At 60.7% G+C, this 25,719-nt stretch carries 24 protein-coding genes; 14 read left to right on the top strand and 10 right to left on the bottom strand.

Annotation, left to right across the window (positions count from 1 at the left end):
* On the bottom strand, positions 1-927 hold the full coding sequence (locus tag LIY45_RS28405) for a carbon-nitrogen hydrolase family protein (RefSeq protein ID WP_226478355.1): 927 nt from the start codon (positions 925-927) through the stop codon (positions 1-3).
* Positions 928-1,018: 91 nt separating this feature from the next.
* Here LIY45_RS28405 and LIY45_RS28400 point away from each other — a divergent pair, with 91 nt between their 5' ends.
* Complete coding sequence (locus tag LIY45_RS28400; protein WP_226478354.1) at positions 1,019-1,936, top strand: LysR family transcriptional regulator; 918 nt, start codon at positions 1,019-1,021, stop codon at positions 1,934-1,936.
* On the opposite strand, the gene LIY45_RS28395 is transcribed toward LIY45_RS28400, so the two are convergent.
* Positions 1,911-2,162 (bottom strand): hypothetical protein, encoded by a 252-nt coding sequence (locus tag LIY45_RS28395; protein WP_003217960.1) that lies wholly within the window; start codon positions 2,160-2,162, stop codon positions 1,911-1,913. The genes LIY45_RS28400 and LIY45_RS28395 overlap by 26 nt on opposite strands.
* 175 nt (positions 2,163-2,337) lie before the next feature.
* On the opposite strand from LIY45_RS28395, the gene LIY45_RS28390 reads away from it, so the two are divergent.
* On the top strand, positions 2,338-2,658 hold the full coding sequence (locus tag LIY45_RS28390; protein WP_003217958.1) for a DUF883 family protein: 321 nt from the start codon (positions 2,338-2,340) through the stop codon (positions 2,656-2,658).
* 40 nt (positions 2,659-2,698) lie between these two features.
* Here LIY45_RS28390 and LIY45_RS28385 read toward each other — a convergent pair whose 3' ends face one another.
* Positions 2,699-3,736: an Ldh family oxidoreductase gene (locus tag LIY45_RS28385; RefSeq protein WP_226478353.1), complete on the bottom strand. Its 1,038-nt coding sequence runs from the start codon at positions 3,734-3,736 to the stop codon at positions 2,699-2,701.
* Positions 3,737-3,906: 170 nt separating this feature from the next.
* Between LIY45_RS28385 and LIY45_RS28380 the strand changes: the two genes are divergently transcribed.
* Positions 3,907-9,036: a DUF6543 domain-containing protein gene (locus tag LIY45_RS28380; RefSeq protein ID WP_226478352.1), complete on the top strand. Its 5,130-nt coding sequence runs from the start codon at positions 3,907-3,909 to the stop codon at positions 9,034-9,036.
* A gap of 42 nt (positions 9,037-9,078) precedes the next feature.
* Here the strand turns inward: LIY45_RS28380 and LIY45_RS28375 are convergent, their stop codons facing one another.
* A complete protein-coding gene (locus LIY45_RS28375) occupies positions 9,079-9,348 on the bottom strand; it encodes a PepSY domain-containing protein (protein WP_226478351.1) in 270 nt (89 codons plus the stop codon).
* Positions 9,349-9,498: 150 nt separating this feature from the next.
* On the opposite strand from LIY45_RS28375, the gene LIY45_RS28370 reads away from it, so the two are divergent.
* From LIY45_RS28370 to LIY45_RS28340, 7 genes are all read left to right on the top strand, one after another.
* Entirely contained in the window at positions 9,499-10,494 is a 996-nt protein-coding gene (locus LIY45_RS28370; RefSeq protein WP_226478350.1) for a FecR family protein, read from the top strand.
* A 319-nt stretch (positions 10,495-10,813) separates the two neighbouring features.
* Entirely contained in the window at positions 10,814-11,260 is a 447-nt protein-coding gene (locus LIY45_RS28365; RefSeq protein ID WP_026077902.1) for a hypothetical protein, read from the top strand.
* 1 nt (position 11,261) lies between these two features.
* Positions 11,262-11,819, top strand: a complete 558-nt coding sequence (locus LIY45_RS28360) for a hypothetical protein (protein ID WP_017477048.1) — start codon at positions 11,262-11,264, stop codon at positions 11,817-11,819.
* A gap of 79 nt (positions 11,820-11,898) precedes the next feature.
* On the top strand, positions 11,899-12,603 hold the full coding sequence (locus tag LIY45_RS28355) for a hypothetical protein (protein ID WP_226478358.1): 705 nt from the start codon (positions 11,899-11,901) through the stop codon (positions 12,601-12,603).
* Between the two features lie 61 nt (positions 12,604-12,664).
* Complete coding sequence (locus tag LIY45_RS28350) at positions 12,665-13,345, top strand: C39 family peptidase (RefSeq protein ID WP_017477050.1); 681 nt, start codon at positions 12,665-12,667, stop codon at positions 13,343-13,345.
* Positions 13,346-13,382: 37 nt separating this feature from the next.
* Positions 13,383-14,132, top strand: coding sequence for a hypothetical protein (locus LIY45_RS28345; RefSeq protein WP_017477051.1), 750 nt, complete (start codon positions 13,383-13,385; stop codon positions 14,130-14,132).
* A 49-nt stretch (positions 14,133-14,181) separates the two neighbouring features.
* Entirely contained in the window at positions 14,182-15,495 is a 1,314-nt protein-coding gene (locus LIY45_RS28340; protein ID WP_226478349.1) for a hypothetical protein, read from the top strand.
* A 65-nt stretch (positions 15,496-15,560) separates the two neighbouring features.
* Here LIY45_RS28340 and LIY45_RS28335 read toward each other — a convergent pair whose 3' ends face one another.
* Entirely contained in the window at positions 15,561-16,889 is a 1,329-nt protein-coding gene (locus tag LIY45_RS28335; RefSeq protein WP_026077905.1) for a sigma-54 dependent transcriptional regulator, read from the bottom strand.
* Positions 16,890-17,232: 343 nt separating this feature from the next.
* Here LIY45_RS28335 and LIY45_RS28330 point away from each other — a divergent pair, with 343 nt between their 5' ends.
* Positions 17,233-17,493 (top strand): hypothetical protein, encoded by a 261-nt coding sequence (locus LIY45_RS28330; RefSeq protein ID WP_226478348.1) that lies wholly within the window; start codon positions 17,233-17,235, stop codon positions 17,491-17,493.
* A gap of 137 nt (positions 17,494-17,630) precedes the next feature.
* On the opposite strand, the gene LIY45_RS28325 is transcribed toward LIY45_RS28330, so the two are convergent.
* Genes LIY45_RS28325 through gnd form a run of 3 tightly spaced genes read right to left on the bottom strand, consistent with a single transcriptional unit; the run spans position 17,631 to position 20,979 of the window.
* Positions 17,631-18,455 (bottom strand): Cof-type HAD-IIB family hydrolase, encoded by an 825-nt coding sequence (locus LIY45_RS28325; RefSeq protein WP_017477054.1) that lies wholly within the window; start codon positions 18,453-18,455, stop codon positions 17,631-17,633.
* The gene (gene zwf, locus LIY45_RS28320) at positions 18,452-19,975 is read right to left on the bottom strand and encodes a glucose-6-phosphate dehydrogenase (protein ID WP_017477055.1); all 1,524 of its coding nucleotides are present in this window, start codon (positions 19,973-19,975) and stop codon (positions 18,452-18,454) included. Before zwf ends, LIY45_RS28325 begins: the two co-directional genes overlap by 4 nt.
* Positions 19,972-20,979 carry a phosphogluconate dehydrogenase (NAD(+)-dependent, decarboxylating) gene (gene gnd / locus LIY45_RS28315; RefSeq protein WP_226478357.1) on the bottom strand — a complete coding sequence of 336 codons (1,008 nt, stop codon included), beginning with the start codon at positions 20,977-20,979 and terminating at the stop codon, positions 19,972-19,974. Before gnd ends, zwf begins: the two co-directional genes overlap by 4 nt.
* A 244-nt stretch (positions 20,980-21,223) precedes the next feature.
* On the opposite strand from gnd, the gene LIY45_RS28310 reads away from it, so the two are divergent.
* The 3 genes from LIY45_RS28310 (at position 21,224) to LIY45_RS28300 (ending at position 23,901) form a co-directional block, all read left to right on the top strand.
* Entirely contained in the window at positions 21,224-21,400 is a 177-nt protein-coding gene (locus LIY45_RS28310) for a DUF6026 family protein (protein WP_256124662.1), read from the top strand.
* A 156-nt stretch (positions 21,401-21,556) separates the two neighbouring features.
* Positions 21,557-23,299: a phosphoethanolamine transferase CptA gene (locus tag LIY45_RS28305; RefSeq protein ID WP_226478347.1), complete on the top strand. Its 1,743-nt coding sequence runs from the start codon at positions 21,557-21,559 to the stop codon at positions 23,297-23,299.
* Between the two features lie 386 nt (positions 23,300-23,685).
* Complete coding sequence (locus tag LIY45_RS28300) at positions 23,686-23,901, top strand: hypothetical protein (RefSeq protein WP_226478346.1); 216 nt, start codon at positions 23,686-23,688, stop codon at positions 23,899-23,901.
* A gap of 99 nt (positions 23,902-24,000) precedes the next feature.
* On the opposite strand, the gene LIY45_RS28295 is transcribed toward LIY45_RS28300, so the two are convergent.
* Both LIY45_RS28295 and zapE read right to left on the bottom strand, forming a co-directional pair.
* A complete protein-coding gene (locus tag LIY45_RS28295; RefSeq protein WP_226478345.1) occupies positions 24,001-24,492 on the bottom strand; it encodes a GNAT family N-acetyltransferase in 492 nt (163 codons plus the stop codon).
* Between the two features lie 91 nt (positions 24,493-24,583).
* A complete protein-coding gene (gene zapE / locus LIY45_RS28290; protein ID WP_226478344.1) occupies positions 24,584-25,717 on the bottom strand; it encodes a cell division protein ZapE in 1,134 nt (377 codons plus the stop codon).
* Between the last annotated feature and the right edge of the window lie 2 nt (positions 25,718-25,719).

Raw genomic sequence — 25,719 nt, 5'->3', positions numbered from 1 at the left:
TCAATCACCAATAAACCGCACCCCCGCCCGAACCCGCTCATCCACCGTCAACTCAAAAATATCCGGCCGGGCATAGTGCCCAACCACATCATAGTCATACCGCGCCCGCACCAAATCATCCGTATCAATCCGCGCCACCAGCAACCCCGCCCCACCGAGCAACGGCCCGGCAAGAATGTCCCCCATGGGCCCGACAATCACACTGCCCCCCGCGATCAAAGGCCGATCCACCGGCCAGTTCGCAATCTCCACACCCAACGCCTGGGGTGACGCCTGCACCTGACACGCACTCACCACAAAACACCGCCCCTCATGGGCAATATGCCGCATGCTCACCTGCCACATTTCCCGCTCATCCACCGTCGGCGCGCACCACACCTCCACGCCCTTGGCATACATCGCCGTGCGCAACAACGGCATCATGTTCTCCCAGCACACCGCACCACCGATGCGCCCTACCGCCGCGTCAATCACCGGCAACGTCGAACCATCGCCCTTGCCCCAGATCAGCCGCTCAGTGCCGGTAGGCATCAATTTGCGATGCTTGGCCACCAACCCGCCCACCGGCTCGAAATACAGCACCGTGCAATACAGCGTGCTGCCACTGCGCTCGATCACGCCCAACACCAGGCTGGCCCCGGTGCGCGCCGACAAACCAGCCAGCGCTTCGGTCTCCGCACCCGGCACATCAATCCCATTGGCAAAATAACGGGCAAAGGCTTCACGCCCCTCAGGCAGGCGATAACCCAGCTGGGTGCCGAAACCTTCACCCTTGGGATACCCCCCGAGCAACGCTTCGGGCATCACCACCAGTTGCGCACCGCTGCGCAGGATTTCGTCCTCGTAGGACAGGATCTGTTCCAAGGTCTCAGCCTTGCCACCCGGCAAGGAACCGATTTGCAGCGCAGCCACGGTAGAAACAGGCATCACGATCACTCCGTATCAATGGGGTTGCCCATTCTCCGGTCAGCGGCAATCATGAATAAAGCCCACTTCGCTGCTAACTGATATGAGCCAGATGAATATCGTAAACGTCGATCTCAACCTGCTGAAAACCTTCGAGGCCCTGCACGACGAGTCCAGCGCCAGCCGCGCCGCCTTGCGCCTTGGCGTCACGCAGTCGGCGATCAGTGCGGCGTTGCGCCGTCTACGGGATGTGTATGGCGATCAATTGTTCGTGCGCACCGGTCGAGGCCTGGCGCCGACCTTGCGCGCCAACCAGTTGAAACCGGTGATCAGCGAAGCCCTGGATCGCTGCCGCCAAAGCCTGGCGATGGTCGACCCCCAGGGCAGCCAGTATCAGGGCCGCTCGGTGGTGCTGGGGTTATCGGATGATTTCGAGATCGCCTACGGCCGCCGGCTGATTGAAGAGATCGCCCGGCGTGCACCGAAGCTGCGGCTGATTTTCCGCCAGACCCACAGCCAGATCGTTGCCAGCGCCCTGCTCGACCGCAGCCTGGACCTGGCGATCACCGCCGGCGGGTTTGCCGAGCGCCGGTTGAGCCGGCAGGTGCTGGGGGAAGGCCATTATGCGTGCCTGGTGGACCCCGCCAGCCTGGCGCCGGGGCAACAGGCCATCGACCTCGACGAGTTCGTGAAGCGCGAGCATCTGCTGGTGTCATCCGGCGGGTTTATCGGGATTACCGACGAGGGCCTGGCCGCACAGGGGCTGAGCCGGCACGTAGGCGCTTCCACCACGCACTTCGCGGCGCTGCCGTTCCTGCTCAAGGGCAGCCAGGCGGTGGCAACGATTCCCGGTCATGCGGCCCAGGCCATCGCGCAGATGACCGGGCTGAAAGTACTGCCCTGCCCGCTGGCCTTGCCGCGTTACCCGGTGGAGCTGGGCTGGCGCACCCAGGCACAGCTGGATCCGTTGCTGTTCAAGGTGCGCGAGGCGATCGAGGCTTGTTTTACTTCGCCGCCATCAGGCGATTGACTTCACTGCGCACCATGTTGGAAAACTCCGGCGGTGACATGCCGTCCAGCTCCGCACGCACCCATTCGGCCCATTTGCCCTTGCGCTTGGCGCGCTCGCCAAACAGGCGGGCAGCCTCACCCTTGGCTTTGCCCAGGTTGCTTTGCCACAGGTCGTAGAGACGGGACTTTTCATCTTCCAGCGCGGCGCGCTCGGCGAGGGGCTTGTTGGCCAGATTGAAGCTCATGTTGAATTACCTGCTGCACAAATAGGTGACATCTTACACTGTAGGTCGAAATTTCCTGGCCTGGATTTCACCTAAGCTGACCGTAGGAAAAAAACTGCAACTTTTGCCTGCTTCAAACACTCCATTCTTCATCAAGCGCATTCATTGCCACATTCACCCGCAAGGAGTTAACCCAATGGCCCGCAAATCTGCCGCCCAAGCCGTCGAAGACCAAATCAAGGATCAAGCCTTCAGTGAACTGACCGCGCTGATCGAAGAATCGGACAAGCTGCTCAAAAGCAGTGCGTCACTGGTGGGGGAAGAAGGTGAAACCCTGCGTGAACAGGTCGCCATCAAGCTCAAGCAGGCACTGGACTCGGTGTCCAATGTGCGCGAGCGCAGCAAGCCGGTGGTGGATGCCACCGAAACCTATATCGGTGGCCATCCATGGCAGACCGTGGCGATTTCCGCCGGGTTTGGCCTGGTGGTCGGCCTGTTGCTGGGCCGCCGCAACTGATCTGATGCAACGGCTGCGCCCTCCCCGGGCGCAGCTCGCTTCACGCCTGTGCCAACACCCGCAAGCGGCTCAATTCTGCCGTTTCTATCTCAATCCCCCCTGCCAGCGACTTCGCCCTTGTGCGATGACGCCGGTCCCCCGGCAAACGCCGCAACCCCGCCGCATGCATCTGCCGCACCAGTTCCTGGCTGCGCTCGGCGAAGCTCTGCCCGGCGGTCTTGCTCGGGTCGATCACAATCAGCAGTTGGCCGGTCCATGGGGTGCGGGCGCCGGGGTGATCGGACCAGTTGAACTCAAACGAGAAGTTACCGCCCGTGAGGGCTGCCGCCAGCAACTCGACCATCATCGACAGGGCCGAGCCCTTGTGCCCGCCAAACGGCAACAGCGCGCCGCCTTCGAGGATCGCCTTGGGATCCTGGGTGGGCTGGCCGAGGCTGTCCACGCCCATGCCGGGTGGCAGGCGTTCACCCTTGCGCGCGGCAATCTGCACGTCGCCATGGGCAATGGCGCTGGTGGCCAGGTCAAACACGATCGGCAGGCCATCGGCGCGGGGCGCGGCGAAGGCAATGGGGTTGGTGCCGAACAGCGGGCGGTCGGCGCCGTGGGGCACCACGCAGGTCATGCTGTTGACCACGCTCAAGGCCACCAGGCCCTCTTCGGCGAAAGGCTCCACATCCGGCCAAAGCGCCGCGAAGTGGTGGGAGTTATGAATGGCCAGCAGGGCAATCCCGGCACTGCGGGCCTTCTCCACCAGCAGCGGGCGGGCGGCTTGCAGTGCAGGCTGGGCGAAACCATTACCGGCATCAACCCGCACAAACCCGCTGGCCACATCCTCGACCACCGGCACCGCCTTGCCGTTGACCCAGCCACTGGCCAGGGTCGAGACGTAACCGGGAATACGGAATACACCGTGGCTATGGGCACCGTCGCGCTCGGCGCTGGCGCAGTTCTCGGCCAGCACTTGGGCCACGTCGGCCGACGTGCCATGGCGCACGAATACCTGGCGCAGCAGGTCAGTCAACTGCGCATAACTGAGTCGCTCTGATGAAGACTCGACATCCAAAGGCGATGCAGACATCTGAAGCTCCCGTTTAATTATTGGAATGGGCAACAGCGTACAAGAACCGGTCCGTCGATTAGACAGGGTTTGCCCCGTGGCTGTCGACAGGGAGTGCCAGACATATCTAGCCCCTTGTGGCGCCAGGCCTGGATAGGTTGCAGGCCTCTACCCCTTCAAGGACCCGGATGATGAGCCACACCCCACTCCCCTATTTTTTCCCCGAAGCCCTGCGCGTGGACTGGAGGGCACTGGAGCGTGAGCGCCAGTTGAACATCGACAGCCGGGACATCGAGTTTCTCGGCAAGGTGTTTTTTGCCAGCGACGCAGGCCGTCGCCAACAGTCGCCGCCAATGATTGCGCAGCGCATCTGGCTGAATAAAAGTGCCGCCAACGCCGTCGAACTGGCGGGCAGCTTCATGATGAGTTCCACCAGCGCCTACCCGCACGCCTGGCTCTACACCCCCTACGGCGGCCTGGAAAAATTCGACAGCCCCACCCACGTGATCACTGCGTTGACCCAGCGCCTGAAAACCCCCGCCGACGCTACGCGACTGCTGTGCTTCCTGCCCTTGCAACAACAGGCATCGCAGGTGCTGGACAACAGCTTGGTGCTGACACCGGAGACGATGCTTGATGATGTGTGGGGTGAACAGGAAAAAACCCTCAAGCGCTATCAGCAGGAAAATCGCCAGGCACTGTTGGCGGAGTTGAAACAGTTGCCGCCATTGGGCACCCTGCTTTCACAGCTGCTCGAAAGCATCTGCCGCCCACTCTTCCCCGGGCTCGCCCCCAGCGAAGCCCATGTCAGTTTTTTCGCCAGTCACCCCCCCGGGCACACGGTGCCGCGCTGGCTCGACTCGTTGCAGCTCAATGACGCCGTGCTGTTGTATTACCGTGAGCAGGCTTGGCCAGCCGGGCAAACCCGGACGTTTTTCCATCCCAGGCGGCCTGACGACGCCAAAGACCCCGACCGCAAGGCCCGCGACGCGCAGCGTTGGGAGAGCGCGATCAAGCAAGCGGCCGGCCAACTGATCCCGTTCCTGCACAGTGCACTGGAGACGTTCTGGAACACCGAGATCGCGCCGGGCGTTTCACGTCGGGCCTGGTTCGCCCAGGCCATGACGGCCAATGCGCGCCTGGATCTGCTGTTCAAGCGCCAGCAATCCATCATCAGTCCAGAGCAAAGCCTGGCATTGGCAGCGCTGTACTCATCCCAGGCCCCGCTAGGCGGCCAGACACTGCAGGTGGAGAACGTGAAGATCTGGGAGCAGCCAGCCAACGCCGTCGAACTGGCCAGCACCTTGATGATCGGCAACTCGCAGACCTTTCTCTACACCCCCGACAAGGGTTTGCAAGTACTCGGTACCTACGACGACCTGATAGACACCCTCAAGGCCATGGTCAAGGCGCCAGGGTATGAAGACGACCTCTACAACCTGATGTCTCTGGAGGAGCGGGCGTTGTTTGTCGGGCTCAAGACGCCGCAGTTTTCCGGCACTCCCATCGCAGGCCCTGTGTTTGAGCAGGTGCTCGAAGCCATCATCGGCAAGCAGCAACAGAACCTTCGCTACGCCCTCGATCTTTACCGGCGCACCCGCGCTGGCATTGACCCCTCGGCCTTGTTCGATTACGCGCTGGATGTGCGGTACATGATCGACAGCCACCTCCCGGGCCTGGATACAGCCGGACGCTGGACGCCCCATTCGGTGCTGGCCGACCCGACCCGACCGGTGTCACTGGCCGGCGACCGGGCCGCCCTGCTGCACAAGCAGATGGCCGACATCCGGGACTCGCTGGCAGCCCAGGTGCACGCCCAGCCCACACTGGCCAATACCGTCCATCAGGCACTCACCTTAGAGCTCAACCGCCGGGGCCTGACTGGCCAGGATCCCGGGAAGATCTACGTCAATCGATACGCCGCCGGCGCAAGCGCGACCCACGCCACTGCGCCCCTGGAAAGCCAAAGCCTGCGCAGTTACTTTCTTGCGCGCCTGATACAGGGGCGCGGGCCAATTCCGCAAACGCCGCACTACGGCCTTTACGCCAATCAGGGCAGTGGGCCCGCCACACCACTGGCCAGCCTGGACATATCGCAAGCCAACGCCGTTCTCGATGCCGCACTGATCAAGTTTCATCACTACAACATCACCGATATTCCCCGCGAACACCTGGAACAACTCAAGGCGCCGATGGTCCATGCCATGGCGGTGGCGATCCAGGGCGAAGCCAGGCTCAGGCGCCTCAACCACAGCCTGGACGCCCGTGATGAATCGATCGTGCAAACGGTGTTTGATCTTCAACACTCTGATCGCCGACGGCGCCAGGGCCTGGGTGGCTTCATCCCGGATGCCTATGCGTTGACCGTCGAACCCGAGGGCCTGATGCAACGGGTGCCCCTGGCCCATTGCCTGATGCTCACCGAACGCGGCGGCCTGGACCCGTCCCACTCAGGCCGGGCCGTGCTGTGGACGCCGGCCCGCGGCCTGGAGAGTTTCGCCAACGTCAGCCAATTGCAGACGGAACTGCAACGACGACTGGCCGCCCCGGACCTTCGCTGGCAGCTACTGGCCAATCTCGACCCGCGCTATCGCAAGCCGCACCAGGCCTGCCCACTCGGTCAGTTCATGCTGATCAGCGGCGCGGTCGCGCAAGACCGCCAGCAGTCCTGGATTGATCACTACAGGGCACAACGGGCCCACTGCCTCAGCCTGACGCTACCGGGGGACGCCTTGCTGAAGCGTCTCGGCGAGCTGGAAAAGGCCTTGCCGGCCAACGACCTGGGCCACGCCTCGCAAATCGCCCAGACCTTCATGGCACAGCAATCACTGCCCGCCTGGTTGGGGATGGCGTCTGTCAGCCAACAGCGTCGCCATGTGGAAATCCTTGAGCAATACCGCCATAGCCTCACGGGTGACAAAGACTACCTGGACGATTTCCTGTCGCTGCCACAGTACGTTGGCAGCAAGCTCGGCGAGCTGTTGCAGGCCTATGACTTACGCCCCCAAGACGTCTATATCCTCCCCAAGCTGGTGTTGGCCGGCCAACGGCAAAACCTGGTGGACTACGCCCTCAATCACATCAGCCAGCAAGCCGCTGCGTTCGAGGTAGCGTCTACGGCCGCCGGCCTGACCGCCACTGTGGTGCGCCAGATACTCGCGCGCCTGCCGCTCAAGCAGGACAACCAGGCCTACCTGGCCTACCTGGCCGAAAGGCTCACGCCGGGCAAGCCAGGTGCCGAAGCACGGGAGCAGCGATATATCCGGCAACTGCCCTGGCAGCTGCTGCAAAACGCCCACGCGCTGACGCTACAGGAACGGTTATCGCCCTCGGGATTGAGCCTGATCGAACAAGTCCTCGACATGCCGGATGCGATCGCCCGTGCAACGGTCAGCGGCGCAACCTCGACTGTCCGTCCCCTGGAGTTGATCGCCACGGCGGGCGCCCGCACCATCAAGGCCCTTGGGGTCTACCTGATTAACGCCGCCGCAAAGGCACCGCTGGTGATGTATGCGCCCTACGGGCCGCAGCAGGCGTTCCAGGAGTTCGAAAACGAGGCGGCTTTAATCCGCCGCCTCAACCTGCCCGGCCCGTTGCAGGACTGGGTGATCGCGCGCCTGCCAGAGGCTGAGCAAGCCACGTATAGAAACCTCTGGGCCAGCACGGTCGGGGAACTCTCGGAAATCACCCTGGGGGACAATCCGATCAAGGGCCACGTGCTCAAGCTGTTGTACCGCGACAACATTGAATTGATCTCGAGCCTGTTTGAACAGCAAACACAGGCCAATGGCCGGTCATCCTGGGACACCCTCAAAGCCCTGTTCAGCCGTGGACTGCAACAGGCGCCAGCGTTGCTGCCGGGCAAGCTGGTGGTGCCGTTGGTGATCTGGCAAAGCTACACACTGTTCAAGGCCTCTGCCGAAGACTTGCAGCAACACCGATGGCGCGAGGCACTGCAAACCTTTATTGGCGGTGTCGCGCAAATGGCTTCCATACGCGCATTGATGGATGAACCACCCACGCCTGGCGCCGCTCCACCGCAGCCCGCGCCGACGCAAACAGCCAGTGCCTGGCAAGACATCGATATCACCGCCCAGGCCCGTACCCGGCTGCAAGCGTACGAAGCCAGCGACATCAGCCTGGAGGGCCTGACGGCTGGCAACTCGGGCGCCTACACAACGACGGACAACCAGCATTACCTGCCTTGCGCAGGCAAGGTCTATCGGGCCAAACCGGTTGATGGCCATTGGCGGCTGTTCAGTGCACGGTCCAAAGGACCGTTTGTGCGACGGGATGCCGAGCGTAAATGGACCCTGGATCCGGACGCCTCGGTTCGCCGCCACGGCCCTGGCTGGAGTGCCATGATGGAACGCCGTCAGGTGAGGTCAGAGGTGGATCGGGTGATGAACGTCGAAGCCCGAGGCCTGGCCGAGATTCGGCGTGTTGCGCCCCACAGGGCCCAGGCGATCGTCGAGGCACTGGACCTGGCAACCTTCTACCTGCACAACTGCCAGCAGAACCTGAAACTGCTCGACCCCCAATACCCGCCCGTGACCCGGGTGCATCGCTTCATCAACCGCTTCTTCGGCCTCCCGATAGACGCCGACACCGGCCCGGCCAAGTTTCCGGCAGTCCTCGGGCAAAAGCTCATGGACACGGTGACCGCCCTCCTCGATGAGGCACTGGAGCCGACACTTTACTCGCTCAACTCCCGGCGTTTCGTCTCCGGTGCGCATACTTCCGAACCCGAACGGCATTGGGCGTTTACCATCGACGGCGACCCGGATCGGCGCATCTACCTCACTGAAAACTTCTTCAACCCGCCTACGGCCGATTTCGAAGGGCGCCTGATCAGTCACTTCGACCAAAGAGCCCATGCCCGGGCGGCTACGTTGATTCATGAGTTGACCCATATCGTGAGCAAGACCGCCGATGTCACCTACCTCAATTCCACCTCACCTTTTTCCGACCTGATTGAAGTGCAGACCCAAGCCGGGCGCGATATTCAGGACTGGCTGCGCAACGTGCAGGAGAACGCGTACTCGATCAATACGCCACTGGGGCAATTGTTCAAATCATCGGACGCGTGGGGGGCTACCGGGTCTGATCTGGGAACCGATCCGGAAGATGACTACATCAAGCGGCAGATTCTTGCCACAACCGGAGGCGCGGACTTGAGCAGTGCACGGGGAATTTTCAAAACCAACCTGACCCGGCGGTTCAGCACACAGATGGATAACGCCGACTCACTGACCTTGCTGATCACAACCCTGGGGCGCCAGCTGGACGCCGTGCCTTCGATTGCCCAAGCCACACCGTAACAGACAGGGTGCGGGCCCAACGCCCGCACCCTGTCAGCTCATTCAGTCTTTCTGATCACGCAGCACATTGCCCGACTCACCGTCGATGCGGAACTCATAGACGACGCCATCGGCCTTGCGCCCCTCGCCTTCCCAGTAGCCGTCGTTATCGGCTTCGATCTTGTAGATCTCGACGTAGCCGGCCTTGGTCTTGGCGGTCTCGATGGCTTTTTCAATGGTGATCCAGCCTGCGCCCGGTTTGTCCGCGAGGGCGGCACCGGCACTGAGCAGGGCCGAGGTTGCAACGATGGCGGCTAAGGTTTTCTTAAGCATTTTCGTGCTCCATTAGGGATTGAGTGTCAGCTGTCCTGATTTTTAGGGCCTTGCAGACGAGAATTAGTTCCAATTGATGTGCATTCGCCATGATGGTTGTTCTCGCCGTCCTGCTGTGGAGGTTAGAATGTGCGAAATCAGGATGAGTTAATGACAGATAAGTCCCTATCAGAAGCCGAATATGACGCCATCACCGATGCCGCTGCGCACTGGTGCATGCGTCTGCATGCCAGCGATTGCACGACCGCCGAGCGTCGGGCCTTCGAGCAGTGGCACGATGCGCATCCACTGCATGCCTTCGAATACGCGGCGATGCTGGAAATCTGGGACGTTGCCGATCACCTGCCCCGCCGCGAACCGGCCCCTGCCGTGGTGCGACTCCAGCCTCGCCGCCGTTCAAGCAACTACGCAATAGCGGCGGCGATATGCCTGGTGGCCTTGCCACTGGCGGCCTTCACCGGCTGGGAAGCCGGTTGGTTGCCCAGCGCCTATAAGCACTACGAAACCGAAAACAGCCTGCGCCAGGTCACCCTCGATGATGGCAGCCAGGTGGAACTGAACCTGGGCACCGAGCTGGTCTACAGCCATTACAAAGACCAGCGCCGGGTCACCCTGAAAAAAGGCGAGGCGTTTTTCAATGTCAGCCATGACCCGCAACACCCCTTCATTGTCCACGCCGGAGACGGTCAGGTTCGGGTGACCGGCACTCAGTTCAACGTGTGGAAATACGAAGACCATGTGCGGGTCATGCTGCTGCAAGGCTCGGTGCTGGTGAGCAGCGATGACGCCCACAGCGGCCTGCGCCTGTCGCCCGGGATGCAGGCCAGCTACAACCGTGGCGACGCCAGCCCCCTGGCCCAGCCAATTGCCCCGGGCGACACGGCCCTGGCCTGGCGTGACGGCAAGCTGATCCTCGACAACCTGGCCCTGGCCGACGCGTTGCCGCTGATCAACCGCTACTTGAGCAAACCGGTGATGCTGGCCGACGCCGGTACCGGCGCGATCCGCATTGGTGGCATCTACAACATCAACGAGGTGTCCAACCTCGTCCCCTCCCTGCCCAAGGTCCTGCCGGTCTACCTGACCCAGAACCAGGACGGCAACCCCGTACTCAATTCGATCCCGCGTAAAACACCCAAGGGCTGATCCTGGAGACAGGGCGCATGCCCTCCTCCACGGACGTTCTCTGCCTGGAACTGTCCACTTTTGAAACACTTGCACCGGCTGAGCTGACAGCCGGCTGCGGGCTGCCAGGTTTATGGCGGCCGGTGTTTCATTCCTGAGACAGCTGCCAGGCGAGTTGAATTCAGGCCTGTTGTCTCACCTTTGAAACACATCCCGCCGTCCTTTCTTTTTCATCGATCCCAACTCATTGAATTTCTTCATAAAATCAAAAGCGGCACAGCTCCTGCTCTATTCCTGACAGCGCTGTTTAGGGTCAGCGCCAAGAATAAGGAATGCCGTCGTGAAGACACTTCATACAGGCTCATTGAGCCTTCTGCTGATCAGCTGTGTATTAAGTACCAGCGTGAGCCTCCCAGTGCTCGCGGCAGGCGACGGCGTGATCGTGATTCAACGCACCGTCCACGGCCACATGGCCGGCCGGTCTGCCGGCGTCGACCCCAACCCCACTACCGTGAACGCCAACCCGGCGCCCCAGATCCTGCGGGCCACCAGCGAACTGAGCGACAACGATTACGCCAACATCAGCAGCGGCTCCAGCATCACTCGCGCCATCCTGCCTGGCGGCAACCTGCCCGGCCTGACCAACAACGGTGGCGGCGCGGGTCTCGGTGGTGGTGCAGCGGCCGGTCATGGCGGCGGCTCCAGTCTCTCCGGCCAGATCAACGGCTCAATCTCCCGCGGCATGGCGCCCCTGAACAACATCGGCAGCCTGATGGGGGGTCAGTGAGATGAAACATTCCTGGTTATTCCTCGCGATCCTGGGCTGCTCGGCCGCCATGGCTGACAACAGCGCAGTGATCGACAACTCCGGCAAGCAATACAACGGCGTCGTCTCGATCAACCAGGCGGCCGGCGATCAGCAGCAACAACTCAACAGCCGCGCCATTTCAGCAGGCACTAACACCCAGGCTGGCGGCTCGATCAGCCAGACCCTTGGCGGCGCACCCGCCGACCGCTCCCAGAACGCCAACGTGGCGATCCAGGGCAACTCTTTCAGCAATGGCAGCGGTGTACTGGGTGTCAACCAGTCGGCCGGGGCCAACAACCAGATGATCAATGCCGTGCGGATCAGCGTGAACGCTGGCCCGCAAAGCATCGACGACAGCGCCATGTCGCAACAGAACGTGGCGCTGTCACCAAACTCAGGGTTCACCTCTACCACTGGCAGCCGCCAGGTCGTCACAAGCGACCAGGCCTTCACCGGCAGCCGTGGAGTGGTACAGGTGAATCAGAGTGCCGGGGTGGGGAACCGCATGGCTAACGCCCTGAACGTACAGATCCAATGATTCATTGGAGCTTGAAGCTGGACCGTACCAACACTTAACCAACTAATTAGAAGCAAGGGGAAATACCATGAAAACTACAATGGCTCTTAAACCACTGGCCTTCGCTCTCGCTGCAATCGTCGCCAGTGCCGCACACGCCGGTGGCTATCACCACCCTAAACCTGCTCCTACCTCGGTAGTGGCAGCGGTTTCCGATGCACAGTCGAGCCACAACAACAAAGTGCTCAACCTGGGCACCCAGAACAACGCATCGGCCAACAACTCGTTGAACGGCAGCAGCGGCAACGCCCAGGCCAACATCGCCGCCGGTGACGGCAACCAACAAGACAACCAGACCGCCATTGCGGCCGGCGATGCGGCTACCGTGTTTGCCCTGGGCACCATTACCCAGGACAACCACAGCAACACCTCGATCCAGGTGGCTACCCACAACAACGCGTCGCTCAACAACTCGGCCAACGGCAGCTCCGGCAACCTGGGTGTGAACGTTGGCGCGGGTAACTTCAACCAACAGAAAAACCAACTGGCAATTGCTACTGCCAGTGGTGCCGCCGCCGCTGCATCGAGCAACACCACTCAAACCAGCGTCGACAACACCTTCCTCAATACCGTGGCCACTCAGTCCGGGCACTGGGGCAGCACTACCTACCTGCCTGTCGTGAACAACGCCAGCGCCAACAACTCGCTTAATGGCTCTTCGGGCAACCTGGGCGCCAACATTGCTGCAGGCGTGGGCAATCAGCAGGGCAACACCACTGTGATTTCCTCCGGCGTACGTTTCTGATGCAACGGGGCCTTGGCAACAAGGCCCCTTTTTATTCCAGTGTCCATCAGGCCATTCGATCATGCGGATCATCGCCCTCACCCTCCTGTTATTGCTCACCGGCCCGACCTGGGCGGGGCAAATGGCGATTGCTGCCATGCCCGGCGGTGGCGTGATCTTCAAGAAGGTCGAGAGCATCCGTGAACGCAAGTTCGCCAACCTGGTGGAACAGAAAACCGATTTCAGCTGCGGTGCCGCCGCCCTGGCCACCATCCTGCGCCAGGCCTACTGGATGGATGTGGATGAAGACCACATCATCAAAGGCATGCTGGTCAACGCCGATCAGGACCTGGTCCGCACCCAGGGCTTCTCCATGCTGGACATGAAGCGCTACCTGGAAAGCATCGGCATGCGCGCCCGGGGTTACCGGATCAATGCCGACACACTGCTCACGGTGAAAATCCCGGTGGTGGTGCTGCTGGAGATCCGTGGCTACAAGCACTTTGTGGTGATGCAGCGTGCCGACAAGGACTGGGTCTACATCGGCGACCCGGTATTGGGTCACAAACGCTATGCCAAGGACGACTTCGTCAAAGGCTGGAATGGCATCGTCTTCGCCGTACTGGGCGAAGGCTATGACAAGACCAACGTGCTGCTTGACCCGCCCACGCCGCTGACCGCAAAAAACAGAATCAATGAGTTCAGTCCGGTTCGGGACAGTGAGTTGATGGACTTCGGTTTTATCCAGAGCGACTTCTTCTAGAAGCGCAATAAGGAGCAGGACGCTCCAGGAGCAAACGATGAACACTTACCGTTGGCTGACGGTCATGTGCCTGGCAGCCTCAATGCCCGCTTACGCGTCATCGGTGTTCAAGCCGATTGAAATAAGGGACTCGGAACTGGCCGACTTGCGCGGCCGCTACGTGATGCCGGGGCGGATCATCAGCTTTGGCATCGTGATGAGCAGCACCTGGACCAACGCCGCCGGCGACAGCGTGACCGGCTCGGCCAGCATGAACGTCAACGCATCGACCGTCACCCCGCAGTTTTATGTGCAGGTAACCGACAGCCCCACCAAAGTCTCGCCCAACCAGCCAAATGGCACCGGCACGGTGGTCGGTGGCGCGGGCCTGGGCAGTGGCCAGGGCGTGACCCAAAGCGTGCGCGCCGCCGGCGATGGCAACACCGCCAGCAATAACGTGAATATCAATGTGAACCAGAACGGCTTGTCACCGGCCAATATCGTGCAATCCGGGCAAGCGCTGGTGGCTGGCCAGTCGGTCACCGGTAGCACCGGCGCCGGCCAGGTTACCGTATCGGCTGCCAATGGCGGGCTGCAAATGGCGATCCTGGCCAACAACAACCAGGGCAACTCGTTGCAGCAGATCGGCGCCGGCAATGTCCTGCAAGGCACGGTTTTGCAGGGTAACAGCAACTTTGTGAGCAACATGACGCAGCTCAATGTGGTGCTGGGCAACAACGGTTTGAACAATTTGGGGCAGAACCTCAACCTGAATCAACTCAAGGGCCTACGCCCTAACGGATATTGAACTACGCTGTGCCTCGACACTTGCGCATTAGAAAGGGACGGCTTATTTCATGCATCGATCGCTATCGCTCCGGGCTGTAATTTGTTTAAGCACGCTCCTGCCCGCATCCATCTTGTATGCAGCGCCGGACGCCGACATCGACACGTTGAAAAAGGAATTGCTGGAACTCAAGCAACGCTACGAAGTGCAGCAAAAAGCACTGGCGGTGCTGGAACAACGGGTACGCCAGGTTGAAGAGCAGCCGGCGGCCCCGCCACCGAAACGCCTGGCCAAATCCCCGGCAGACTTCCAGAAAGGCGGCACCACCGTGGCCGGCAACACGCCTGGCGTCGGCGCGGCTGCGGCCTCGGGCGGTGCAGCCGGTGGCGCATCCTACGGCCAGTCCCTCAAGGACGATTCAGCCCCGGCGCAGAGCGTGAGCAACCTGTACAACGAAGCCAGCGGATTCTTTGGCAACGGCAAGTTCAGCTTCGAAACCGGCGTGACCTATTCCCGTTATGACGCGCGCCAGCTGACCCTCAACGGCTTTTTGGCGCTGGACTCGATCTTCCTTGGCAACATCAACCTGGACCGGATCAAGTCGGATAACTGGACCGTCGACCTTACGGGCCGCTATAACCTCGACAACCGTTGGCAGTTCGACGTGAACGTACCCGTGGTGTACCGCGAGTCGACCTACCAGTCCGGCGGTGCCAACGGCGGCAGCGGCACGGCGACCTCGGAACAATCGGTCACGCGTAATCCAACCATTGGTGACGTCAACTTCGGGATTGCCTACAAGTTCCTCGACGAGAGCGTCAACCTGCCGGATGCGGTGGTGTCGGTGCGGGTCAAGGCGCCCACCGGCGAAGACCCGTTTGGCATCAAGCTGATCCAGTCGCCTAGCAACACCAACCTCTATGTGCCGGAAAACCTGCCGACCGGCAACGGTGTGTGGTCGATCACGCCGGGGATTTCGCTGGTCAAGACCTTCGACCCTGCGGTGCTGTTTGGCTCGCTGTCGTATACCCATAACATCGAGGACTCGTTCAGCGATATCAGCTCCAACCCTGTCGAGAAAGTCCCCGGCAAGGTACAGCTGGGCGACAGCTTCCAGATCGGCGCAGGCGTGGCGTTTGCGTTGAACGAGAAGATGAGTATGTCGTTCTCGGTGTCCGACCTGGTGCAACGCAAGAGTAAGCTCAAGCCGGATGGCGGCGACTGGCAGTCGGTGGTTTCCAGCGACGCCAACGCGGGTTACTTCAACGTGGGCATGACGATTGCGGCGACCGACAACCTGACGATCGTGCCGAACCTGGCCATCGGGATCACGCCGGATGCGCCTTCGTTCAGCTTCAGCCTGAAGTTCCCGTACTACTTTTAACGCATGACAACGGGAAAAGCCCCGCAACGATAAGGGTCGTTGCGGGGCTTTTCGGTTTACCCGCCCTAGCGGATCTGGTGTTTGTGCAGCAACCGGTAGAACGTCGGCCGGGAAACCCCCAGCACACGGGCCGCGACACTCAGGTTGTCGCTGTGCCGGTTGAGCACATCGCACAGCGCCTGACGTTCGGCACGGTGCTTGTAATCTTCCAGTGTAGCCATCGGCAGCGCGATTGCCTGCTGGCTTTGCAATCCCAGATCAACGGCCTCGATTTGCCGCCCTTCGGCCAGTACCAGGCCGCGCCGCACGCGGTTGGCCAACTCCCGCACATTGCCCGGCCAACCGTGCTCGCCCATGGCCACCAGCGCGTCTTCACTGAAGCTGCGGGGACGCCGGCCGGTTTCCTGGCTGTAGAAGTGTGAAAAATGGTTGGCCAGCATCGCCACGTCACCATGGCGCTCGCGCAACGGCGCAGTCACCACTTGCAGGACGTTGAGCCGGTAATACAAGTCTTCCCGAAAGGCACCCTTTGCCACCGCGGCTTCCAGGTCAACGTGGGTGGCTGCCAATACGCGTACATCCACCGGAATCGGCTGGCTGCCGCCGACGCGCTCGATCTGTTTTTCCTGGAGAAAACGCAGCAGGTTGGCTTGCAGTTCCATGGGCAAGTCGCCGATCTCATCGAGAAACAACGTGCCGCCATGCGCCGCCTCGATCCGCCCGATCTTGCGCTGGTGGGCGCCGGTGAAGGCGCCCTTCTCATGGCCAAACAGTTCGGACTGGATCAGGTGTTCGGGGATCGCCCCGCAATTGATCGCCACAAACGGCTTGGCGTGGCGCTGGGATTGGCGGTGCAGGGTGCGGGCGACGAGTTCCTTGCCGGTGCCGCTGTCGCCGCGAATCAACACCGGGGACTCGGTCGGCGCCAGTTTGGCGAGCAGTTTGCGCAGTTCGCGAATGGGGCGGCTGTCGCCCAGCAACTCATGCTCCGGCTGGCCGGCAGGCGCGTTGTTGCCCTTGCCCCGCAGGCGCGCCATGCCAAAGGCGCGGCCCAGGGTGACCTGCACCCGGGACACATCGAACGGCAAGGTATGGAAGTCGAAGAACCACTCGCAGACAAAATCACCGACATTCTGCAGGCGCAGCACTTCCTGGTTAAGCACGGCAATCCACTCGGTGCCGCTGCGGCTGATCAGTTCCTTGACCGCTTCAGGCCGCTCCAGATGGAACGGCTGCAGGCGCAACAATCCCACGTCGCAGGACCGCTCACCCACCGACTCAAGGGCACAGCTGTCTACGTCCCACCCCGCTGCGCGCAAACCGGGTAATAGCCGGTGGCAGTCATCACAGGGATCGACCACAAGCAGGCGGCGCGGGGCAGGTGTAACAACCATGACTATTCCTTGGCGTCAAAATCGTTAAAGTTATTTAAAAACAGTTATTTGGAAATCCTGTTGGTAACCCTAGCAAGATTTTGACGCAGTCTTTGTACCTATTCGTTATAAGCCGCGTACAAATTTGCCGTTTTCGGTCAGCCGGGTGCGGTCAATTGCCGCGGCGTAACTTTCATGAGGCTTTCAAAATAGCCCCTTACATGACTTTAATCAGGGAAAGTTAAAAAATCTTCTTCTAACATGTGACCCGTACCCGGTGATCGTGCATCAGTACAAGTAACCAGTCGTTAGGCACGCCCAACCAACGGCTTTCACTTGAATGGGCACTTAGAGAGAAGACCCCATGAACGCCCCGCTCCGCATCAACGAAGCTCTTTTGATCGCAGACCGTGCTTTTCAGCCCTTTCATTGTGTGGCCTGGCACGACGGCCACGACGCCCTGAGCCTGAGCGTCATCGACCTCACCAATACCCGCATCGGTAGCAAGCAGCTGTCTTCCAGCACTTATTCCGACCCGGCACAGCTTGAGAACTTGCTGTTGCAAGCCCGTGCCGAACTCGACAAAGATGGCTATCAGTTGCAATCCTGGGCAATGCCCAAGTAACTGAAACTCGCGCGGGGCGGCGCCAGAAAGTGTGCCGCTGGAGTGCGCAGTATATTGGCCCGTAATAACACGAGTAGAGAGTCAGCTATGCACGTTGCAACTTTGCATAGCTGACTACTTATTAGTGGGGTTGCCAATCAATCGGCCGAGAGAATAAACCGCTCTATGGCTTCCGCCGCACCGTCATCGACATTACTGCCGGTTACGACGCTGGCCTGACGCTTGACCACTTCTTCGGCCTGGCCCATGGCGATCGACAACCCCGCCACGTGAAACATCGCCGGGTCGTTGCCGCCATCGCCGATGGCCGCCGTCTGTTCCAGCGGCACACCGAGGTGCGCCGCGAGGGTCTTCAAGGCTTCGCCCTTGTTGGCCTTCATCGCGGTCACATCCAGGAACACCGGTTGCGAGCGGGACACTTGCGCCAGCCCCTCGACTCTCGGCTGCAACTGCGCCTCGAGCTCCACCAGCAGCTGGGTATTGGTACTGGCCGCCACGATCTTGTCGACCCGATCCAGAAACGGCTCGAAGCTCTCCACGACGATGGCTGGATAGCCCAGGCCATGTTCCTCGCGAACCGCCATCGGCCCGCCAGGATCGCGCCGCAACCAGTCGCCGTCGGCAAACAGCCAGACTTCTACGTCCGGCTGCGGCGTAAATAAAGCCAATGCCACCAGCGCCGCTTCTGCCGGCAAGTGATGCGCCACCAGAATACTGCCGTCGGGATTGACCAGCGTGCCGCCATTAAAGCCGGCAATGGGCACATCGACGCCCAGCGCTTCGACCTGCTGACGCATAGCCTTGGGCGGTCGCCCGCTGGCCAGGCTGAAAAACACCCCGGCCGCGCGCAAGGCGCGAACCGTATCAATGGTGCGCTGGCTGAGGCTGTGATCCGGATGCAGCAACGTGCCGTCCATATCACTCAATACAAACCGGATGGGTTGACTCGGCAAGTCACTCATCCGAGGCTGTGCCAGGTACGGCCATCGCGGGCCAGCAACGCATCAGCCGCCGCCGGGCCGTCCTCACCCGCCTTGTAGGCCTGGATGCCGTCATCCTGCTTCCACGCATCGAGAAAAGGCTGCACCGCACGCCAGCCGTTTTCGATGTTGTCGGCGCGCTGGAACAAGGTCTGGTCGCCGGTCATGCAGTCGTAGATCAGGGTTTCGTACCCCGTCGACGGCTGCATCTCGAAGAAGTCCTTGTAGGCAAAACCCAACTCCACGTTGGCCATGTCCAGGGTCGGCCCGGGCTTTTTCGCCAGCAGGTCGAACCACATGCCTTCGTTCGGCTGGATCTGGATCTTCAGGTACGTCGGCTTGAGTTCATCGACCTCGGTATCACGGAACTGCGCGTAAGGTGCCGGCTTGAAGCAGATGATGATCTCAGTGTCGCGGATGCTCATGCGCTTGCCGGTGCGCAGGTAAAACGGCACACCCACCCAGCGCCAGTTGTCGATCATCACCTTGAGGGCGACGAAAGTCTCGGTGCTGCTGTCGGGCGCAACGTTGGCCTCTTCGCGGTAACCCGGCAGTTGCTTGCCGGCGACTTCACCGGCGGTGTACTGGCCGCGCACCGAGTTGGCCCGTGCGTCTTCCAGCGACCAGGGCCGTATGGCCCCGATTACCTTGGCCTTCTCGCCCCGCACCGCATCGGCGCCAAAGGCGGCCGGCGGTTCCATGGCGACCATCGCGAGCAACTGGAACAGGTGATTGGGCACCATGTCCCGCAACGTGCCGGTGTGTTCGAAGAAGCTGCCACGGGTTTCCACGCCGACGGTCTCGGCGGCGGTGATTTGCACGTGGTCGATGTAATGGTTGTTCCAGAACGCCTCGAACAGCACGTTGGAAAAACGGCTGATCAGGATGTTCTGGACAGTCTCCTTGCCCAGGTAATGGTCGATGCGATAGATCTGCTTCTCGCTCATCACCTTGAGCAGGCAGGCGTTCAGCGCTTCGGCGGTGGCGAGGTCGGAGCCGAAAGGCTTTTCGATCACCACCCGGCGGAACGCCTCCGGGGTTTCTTCGAGCAAGCCGGCAGCGCCGAGGCGCTGCACCACTTCGGCGAAGAAACGCGGCGCAGTCGCCAGGTAGAACACCGCGTTGCCAGTGCCACTGTCAGCGATCTTCTTGCCGATGTCGGCGTACGTGCTGTCGTCGAGGAAGTCACCCTCGACGTAGCTGATGCCCTTGGCCAACTGGGCCCACAGTTGCGGGTCCAGGGCGTCCTCGCCATTGCCCTTGACCTTGCTGGCGGCCTCGGTGCGAATGAAGTCCTCGAGTTTCTTGGCGAAATCGGCGTCGCTGATGGCGTTGTGATCAACGCCCACGATGCGCAAGCCGTTACCCAGCAGTCCATCACGACTGAGGTTGTACAGCGCCGGCATCAGCAGGCGCTTGACCAGGTCACCATGGGCACCAAACAGAAACAGAGTGGTGGGCGGAGCGGGTTCGGCCTTGGGTTTCTTGCCGTTGGCGGTCATTTTTTGGGCGTCTCCACATGGCCGCCAAAGCCGAAGCGCATGGCAGAAAGCATTTTGTCGCCATAAGTACTTTGCTGGCGGGAGCGGAAGCGCGCGAACAGCGAGTTCGACAGCACCGGAACCGGTACCGATTGCTCCATGGCGGCTTCGATGGTCCAGCGGCCTTCGCCACTGTCGGCGACCGAGCCGGAATAACCGTCGAGCTTGGGATCGGTGGCCAGGGCGTCGGCAGTCAGGTCCAGCAGCCAGGACGACACCACGCTGCCACGACGCCAGACTTCGGCGATGTCGGCGACATTCAGGTCGAAGCGCTGGTCTTGCGGCAGGTTTTCCGAGTTCTTGGTCTTGAGAATGTCGAACCCTTCGGCGAAGGCCTGCATCATCCCGTACTCGATGCCGTTGTGGATCATCTTGACGAAGTGCCCGGAACCGGCAGGCCCCGCGTGGATGTAGCCGCGCTCGGCACGGCTGTCAGCTGTGGCAGAACGGTCCTTGGTGCGCGGGATGGTACCCAGGCCCGGCGCCAGGCTTTCGAAGATCGGGTCCAGCAGCTTAACGGTCTCGGCGTCGCCGCCGATCATCATGCAGTAGCCGCGCTCCAGGCCCCAGACACCGCCGGAGGTGCCGACGTCGACGTAGTGCAGGCCTTTTTCCGACAGGGCCTTGGCCCGGCGGATGTCATCCTTATAGAAGGTGTTGCCGCCGTCGATGATCACATCACCGTCTTCCAACAGATGGCTCAATTCTTCAATGGTGTTTTCGGTCGGGTCGCCTGCCGGCAGCATCACCCAGATCGCCCGAGGCTTTTGCAGCCCGGCCACCAGGCCCGCCAGGTCGGCAACGCCCGTGGCGCCCTCGCCTGCCAGACCTTTTACGAATGCTTCATTGCGGTCGTAAACCACGGTGGTATGCCCATTGAGCATCAGGCGCCGCGCAATGTTGCCACCCATGCGGCCTAGTCCAATAATCCCCAGTTGCATGTGCTGATGCTCCTTACTACGAATAAATGTGTGTCACAGTTTATAGCGCAATGAGGCTAATGAGGGTTAGTCCAGAGCGGATTGGCATAGTTTCATGACAAAAAGTGGCCATCCTTTAGCCTTCAGTGGGTTAAAAGTCACAGCGACCATCAAAAATAAAAAAGTTCCCTTCACTTAAAAAAGAATTCAGAATTGCCTCGACTGTTGCCGAGGGCCTCGAATCAAGCGCTCTGGCACCGCGATACACCGGCTATTTGCGAGGTAAGCAATGAGCACTGCACACATGACCCGTCCGCCCCAGACCCTCTATGTCACTATTCGCCGCGATGAATTGCGCCAGTTGAAAGACGAGCGCGATCAACTGCAGCAGGAAGTCATGCGTCTGCGCTCGCACTTGCAGGGCCAGCTCAATCAGCCGTCCGGCACCCAGCCCGCCGTTTGCTGAACCTAAGCTGAACGAACCGTTCAGGAATAACTCACGAAGTTTTCACATCCTCATCCCGATACTCCCGCCGAATCGGGCCGCGCCACGTGCGCAGGCCCTCTGTTTACGTGCATCCCTGCGCGTTGACACTGAAAAATTATCGGGTTGGAGCGCTGGATGGCGATGTTCAAACGCAGCACTACGTCTGCGAAAGGTTTTGATTGGGCCGGCCTCGGCTGGATGTTCCTGTTCTTCTGGTATTTCTCGGGCATTACCCAACTGCTGATCCAACTGACCGGCACCTCCGGCTTCAGCGGTTTCCGCCAGGCATTTTTCATGAGCGCCCTGTGGCTGGCGCCGATGCTGCTGTTCCCGCGTCGCGCGCGCCTGGTGGCAGGCTTGATTGGCGTGGTGCTGTGGGCCTGCTCCATGGCCAGCCTGGGTTATTTCTTCATCTACCAGCAGGAATTCTCCCAAAGCGTCATCTTCATCATGTTCGAGTCGAACATCTCTGAAGCGGGCGAATACGCCACCCAATACTTTGCCTGGTGGATCGTGCTGGCGTTCATTGCCCACACCGCGATGGCGATTTTCCTGTGGACCCGCGTACGCCCGGTGTACCTGCCACGTGGCCAGGCCATGCTGGCGGCTGCCGCCATCGTGATTGCCATCGTCGGTTACCCCCTGGTCAAGCAGATCGCCAAGAGCGAGACCATGGAACTGGCCATCGACCGCTTTGAAACCCGCATCGAGCCGGCAGTGCCATGGCAGATGATCGTCGCCTACCGCCGTTACACCGAACAACTGGATAACATGCAAGGCATGCTGACCAGCGCCAGCAAGATCCCGCCCCTGACCAACCTCAAAGACAGCATGGCCGGCCAGCCGTCGACCCTGGTGCTGGTAATCGGCGAGTCCACCAACCGCCAGCGCATGAGCCTGTATGGCTACCCGCGCAACACCACGCCGGAGCTGGACAAGCTGCGGGACCAGCTCGCGGTGTTCGACAACGTCATCACCCCGCGCCCGTACACCATCGAAGCGCTGCAACAGGTGCTGACCTTCGCCGACGAAGAAAACCCGGACCTGTACCTCAAGACCCCGTCCATCGTCAGCGTGATGAAGCAGGCCGGCTACAAGACCTTCTGGATCACCAACCAGCAGACCATGACCAAGCGCAACACCATGCTCACGACCTTTTCCGAACAGGCCGACGAGCAGGTGTACCTGAACAACAACCGTAACCAGAATGCGCGCCAATACGACGGCGACGTGCTGGAGCCGTTTGCCAAGGCGATGTCCGACACCGCCGAGCGCAAATTCATCGTGGTGCACCTGCTGGGTACCCACATGAGCTACCAGTACCGCTACCCGCCGACCTTCGACAAGTTCACCGACCGCCAAGGCGTGCCCGAGGCGATCAGCGACGCGCAGTTGCCGACCTACAACAGCTACGACAACGCAGTGCTGTACAACGATTTCGTGGTGTCGAGCCTGATCAAGGACTACGCCAAGACTGACCCCAACGGCTTCCTGCTGTACCTGTCCGACCACGGTGAAGACGTGTTCGACTCGGCCGGCCACACCACCCTGGGCCGTAACGAAGGCAAGCCGACGGCGCCGATGTACACCATCCCGTTCATGGCCTACGCATCGCCCAAGTGGCGTGAAAGCCATGACTGGAGTTTTGCCGGTGACTTGCAGCGGCCCTACACCAGCTCGCAGCTGATCCATACCTGGGCCGACATGGCAGGGTTGAGCTTCGATGAACTGGACCCCAGCAAGAGCCTGGTCAGCGACAGCTTCAAGCCCCGGCCGCGACTGATTGGCGATCCCTATGCACGCCAGCAAAAACCGCTGATTGATTTCAGCCTGATCAAGCCCAAGCAAAACGACGCCGCCAACGTGGTCCTCAAGTAGCTTGAATCCCCCGGGTTTCATCCGCGCAATGCGGTGAAACCCGACGTGGCGGCTCCCATGACAATTACTACAGCTACCTGGACGTTGGCGGCCCTTGGCGTTTGATGGGCGCCTGCGGGGCCGCACGGTGCTCGCCTACCGCGACAGCCAGTCCTATCGCGACAACTGCGCGCTGCAACGGAACTATTGGGGAGCCCCACGCGCCATCAGCCTTGCACTGGACTGAAAGCTCTGTATTCATCGCTGCGAAAGATGGGAAGTTAACGAAATCGTTAACTTTCGGTCAGCGTGAGGTTAACCCTTACTTAATATCATTGGCCCACAGTCTCCCCATCCCGCCGCTGATCACAACGCGCGGAACCCAATACACTTAATGAGACACTGCCATGAAAATTTCGACTGTTATCCTTGCCGGCCTGATGACCATGACCTCCGTAGCAGCCTTTGCAGAAGGCGGTTCAGAGCGTTCGAAGGCGTTCTACAACAACTTCGCCTTCGTTCAGGAACAGACCCACGGTACGGCCCAGCAAACAGCAATGGCTGACGGCAAGACTGCAAAACCTGCCACTGCCGATCAAACTACCACGACCCCTAACACCTGATTTACCCGTAATACCCTGTGCTATTCCGCTCTGATAGCTAAGGTCAACTTGGCGCCACTTGCTGGCGCCTTTTTTTGCCTTTAATTAAATAAACATTAATTAAAGCGGTTTGCTCCAAAACAACATGCGGCCATGCTCGGTATCAAATACCGCATCGTCAAAACCGAACTTTCGATAAGCCGACTGCGCCACGCCATTGCCTTCAAGCACCTCGAGGGTGATCTTGCAGCAGCCGCGCTGACGAGCAATTTCCTCGACCTTTTGCAGCATCTTCTGGCTCAAGCCCAGGCCACGGAATTTGTCCATCACCACCACGTCGTGCACGTTCACCAGCGGACGGCAAGCAAAGGTGGAAAACCCTTCAAAGCAGTTCACCAGACCCGCCGGCGTGCCGCCGACAAAGGCCAGCACGCTGAACGCATGGGCACGCTTGGCCAACTCCGCCGGCAGTTGCTGCAAACGGTCGGCCGGCAAGCTTTGGCCAAAGCCCATGGGGTCTTCGGCGTAATGATTGAGCACCAGGCCAATGGCCTCGGCGTGTACCGGATTGGTGTAGCTGGCTTGCAGCACCAGGATGTCTGCGGTGTCCATTTCCTTCCTCGTTAACGGTGCAACAGGGACTCGGTCCCCATAAAAGGGCTCGATTGTAAGCATGGAGCAGGCATTAGATGAAGGAGATTAACTACATTTGCCCGCGTGAAAGCACGCCAGGCTCGCCAAACCGCGCCAGTTGCATCTCTTGCAGGCGGCTCAGGGTGCGACGAAACGAAAACTCCAGGTAACCCTCGGTATAGAGGCTTTCCAGGGGGACCTTGGCCTCGATATACAGCGGCACCTTGCGGTCGTAGCACTCGTCCACCAGGGCGATGAACCGCCGGACGCTGTCGTCATGCACCGACAGTTCTGGCAGCTCCCGGTCACCGGCATCCACCCGTTCGGCCGCATCTTCGGTGCCACGGGCAATTCGTCCCGGACGCTTTTGTGCGCTTAGATTCGGCACTTCGCCTAGCAAAATGGCCTTGAACCGATCACACAGCAGCATGAAATCCATCGCAGCCAACGGCTGCTCGCACAGATCGGCATAGCGACACCACAGCACCGTCTCACTGGACTGCACCGCCACGATGGAGCGGTAGCCCACCGCAACCGGCGCGCTGCTCACCGCCTGCCCATGGCTCAACTGGTGAAACACCTCGGCCAACGCCTCAGGCTGATCGACCCAATAACGTTGCAGCGCGGTCCCTGGATGCAGGCGATGATCTTCCCCGCCGTCCACCGCCACCACTCGCATATGCCGCTTGATGGCCTCGATTCCCGGCAGGAAACGATCGCGATTGAAGCCATCGGCGTACAGTTGGTCCGGTGGCTGGTTGGACGTGCAGACCATCACCACGCCTTCCTCGAACATCACTTGGAACAGCCGGCCGAGGATGATGGCGTCACCGATGTCATTGACGAACAACTCATCAAAACACAGCACCCGCACTTCCCGGCTCAGTTCACGGGCCAGGGCCTGCAAGGGGTCGTGGGTGCCCGTCAGTTGGAACGAGCGCTGGTGCACCCAGCCCATGAAGTGATGAAAATGCTGGCGCCGCGCCGGCACTCGCAGGCTTTGGTAGAACTGGTCCATCAGCCAGGTCTTACCCCGGCCGACCGGGCCCCACAGGTACACCCCGGTGATAGGCCCATGCCCGTGATGCAGGGCCTGATGGCAGTCTTGCAGGGCTTGCACCGCCTCACGCTGGGCGTCGTCGGGGACGAAACCCTGTTGGGTGATGGCGTGCTGGTAGGCGGCGAGTGGCGAGTCGAAAGTCATGC

Origin of the sequence: Pseudomonas sp. MWU16-30323, assembly GCF_020515595.1 — a bacterium.
Classification (GTDB): Bacteria; Pseudomonadota; Gammaproteobacteria; order Pseudomonadales; family Pseudomonadaceae; genus Aquipseudomonas; species Aquipseudomonas yamanorum.
This window is presented reverse-complemented; position numbering and strand designations above follow the sequence as displayed.

Bases quoted from the DNA above. Each gene is read 5' to 3' on its own strand.
- LIY45_RS28405 (WP_226478355.1), bottom strand. From the start codon at position 927: ATGCCTGTTTCTACCGTGGCTGCGCTGCAAATCGGTTCCTTGCCGGGT.
- LIY45_RS28400 (WP_226478354.1), top strand. From the start codon at position 1,019: ATGAATATCGTAAACGTCGATCTCAACCTGCTGAAAACCTTCGAGGCC.
- LIY45_RS28395 (WP_003217960.1), bottom strand. From the start codon at position 2,162: ATGAGCTTCAATCTGGCCAACAAGCCCCTCGCCGAGCGCGCCGCGCTG.
- LIY45_RS28390 (WP_003217958.1), top strand. From the start codon at position 2,338: ATGGCCCGCAAATCTGCCGCCCAAGCCGTCGAAGACCAAATCAAGGAT.
- LIY45_RS28385 (WP_226478353.1), bottom strand. From the start codon at position 3,736: ATGTCTGCATCGCCTTTGGATGTCGAGTCTTCATCAGAGCGACTCAGT.
- LIY45_RS28380 (WP_226478352.1), top strand. From the start codon at position 3,907: ATGAGCCACACCCCACTCCCCTATTTTTTCCCCGAAGCCCTGCGCGTG.
- LIY45_RS28375 (WP_226478351.1), bottom strand. From the start codon at position 9,348: ATGCTTAAGAAAACCTTAGCCGCCATCGTTGCAACCTCGGCCCTGCTC.
- LIY45_RS28370 (WP_226478350.1), top strand. From the start codon at position 9,499: ATGACAGATAAGTCCCTATCAGAAGCCGAATATGACGCCATCACCGAT.
- LIY45_RS28360 (WP_017477048.1), top strand. From the start codon at position 11,262: ATGAAACATTCCTGGTTATTCCTCGCGATCCTGGGCTGCTCGGCCGCC.
- LIY45_RS28355 (WP_226478358.1), top strand. From the start codon at position 11,899: ATGGCTCTTAAACCACTGGCCTTCGCTCTCGCTGCAATCGTCGCCAGT.
- LIY45_RS28350 (WP_017477050.1), top strand. From the start codon at position 12,665: ATGCGGATCATCGCCCTCACCCTCCTGTTATTGCTCACCGGCCCGACC.
- LIY45_RS28345 (WP_017477051.1), top strand. From the start codon at position 13,383: ATGAACACTTACCGTTGGCTGACGGTCATGTGCCTGGCAGCCTCAATG.
- LIY45_RS28340 (WP_226478349.1), top strand. From the start codon at position 14,182: ATGCATCGATCGCTATCGCTCCGGGCTGTAATTTGTTTAAGCACGCTC.
- LIY45_RS28335 (WP_026077905.1), bottom strand. From the start codon at position 16,889: ATGGTTGTTACACCTGCCCCGCGCCGCCTGCTTGTGGTCGATCCCTGT.
- LIY45_RS28330 (WP_226478348.1), top strand. From the start codon at position 17,233: ATGAACGCCCCGCTCCGCATCAACGAAGCTCTTTTGATCGCAGACCGT.
- LIY45_RS28325 (WP_017477054.1), bottom strand. From the start codon at position 18,455: ATGAGTGACTTGCCGAGTCAACCCATCCGGTTTGTATTGAGTGATATG.
- zwf (WP_017477055.1), bottom strand. From the start codon at position 19,975: ATGACCGCCAACGGCAAGAAACCCAAGGCCGAACCCGCTCCGCCCACC.
- LIY45_RS28310 (WP_256124662.1), top strand. From the start codon at position 21,224: ATGAGCACTGCACACATGACCCGTCCGCCCCAGACCCTCTATGTCACT.
- LIY45_RS28305 (WP_226478347.1), top strand. From the start codon at position 21,557: ATGGCGATGTTCAAACGCAGCACTACGTCTGCGAAAGGTTTTGATTGG.
- LIY45_RS28300 (WP_226478346.1), top strand. From the start codon at position 23,686: ATGAAAATTTCGACTGTTATCCTTGCCGGCCTGATGACCATGACCTCC.
- LIY45_RS28295 (WP_226478345.1), bottom strand. From the start codon at position 24,492: ATGGACACCGCAGACATCCTGGTGCTGCAAGCCAGCTACACCAATCCG.
- zapE (WP_226478344.1), bottom strand. From the start codon at position 25,717: ATGACTTTCGACTCGCCACTCGCCGCCTACCAGCACGCCATCACCCAA.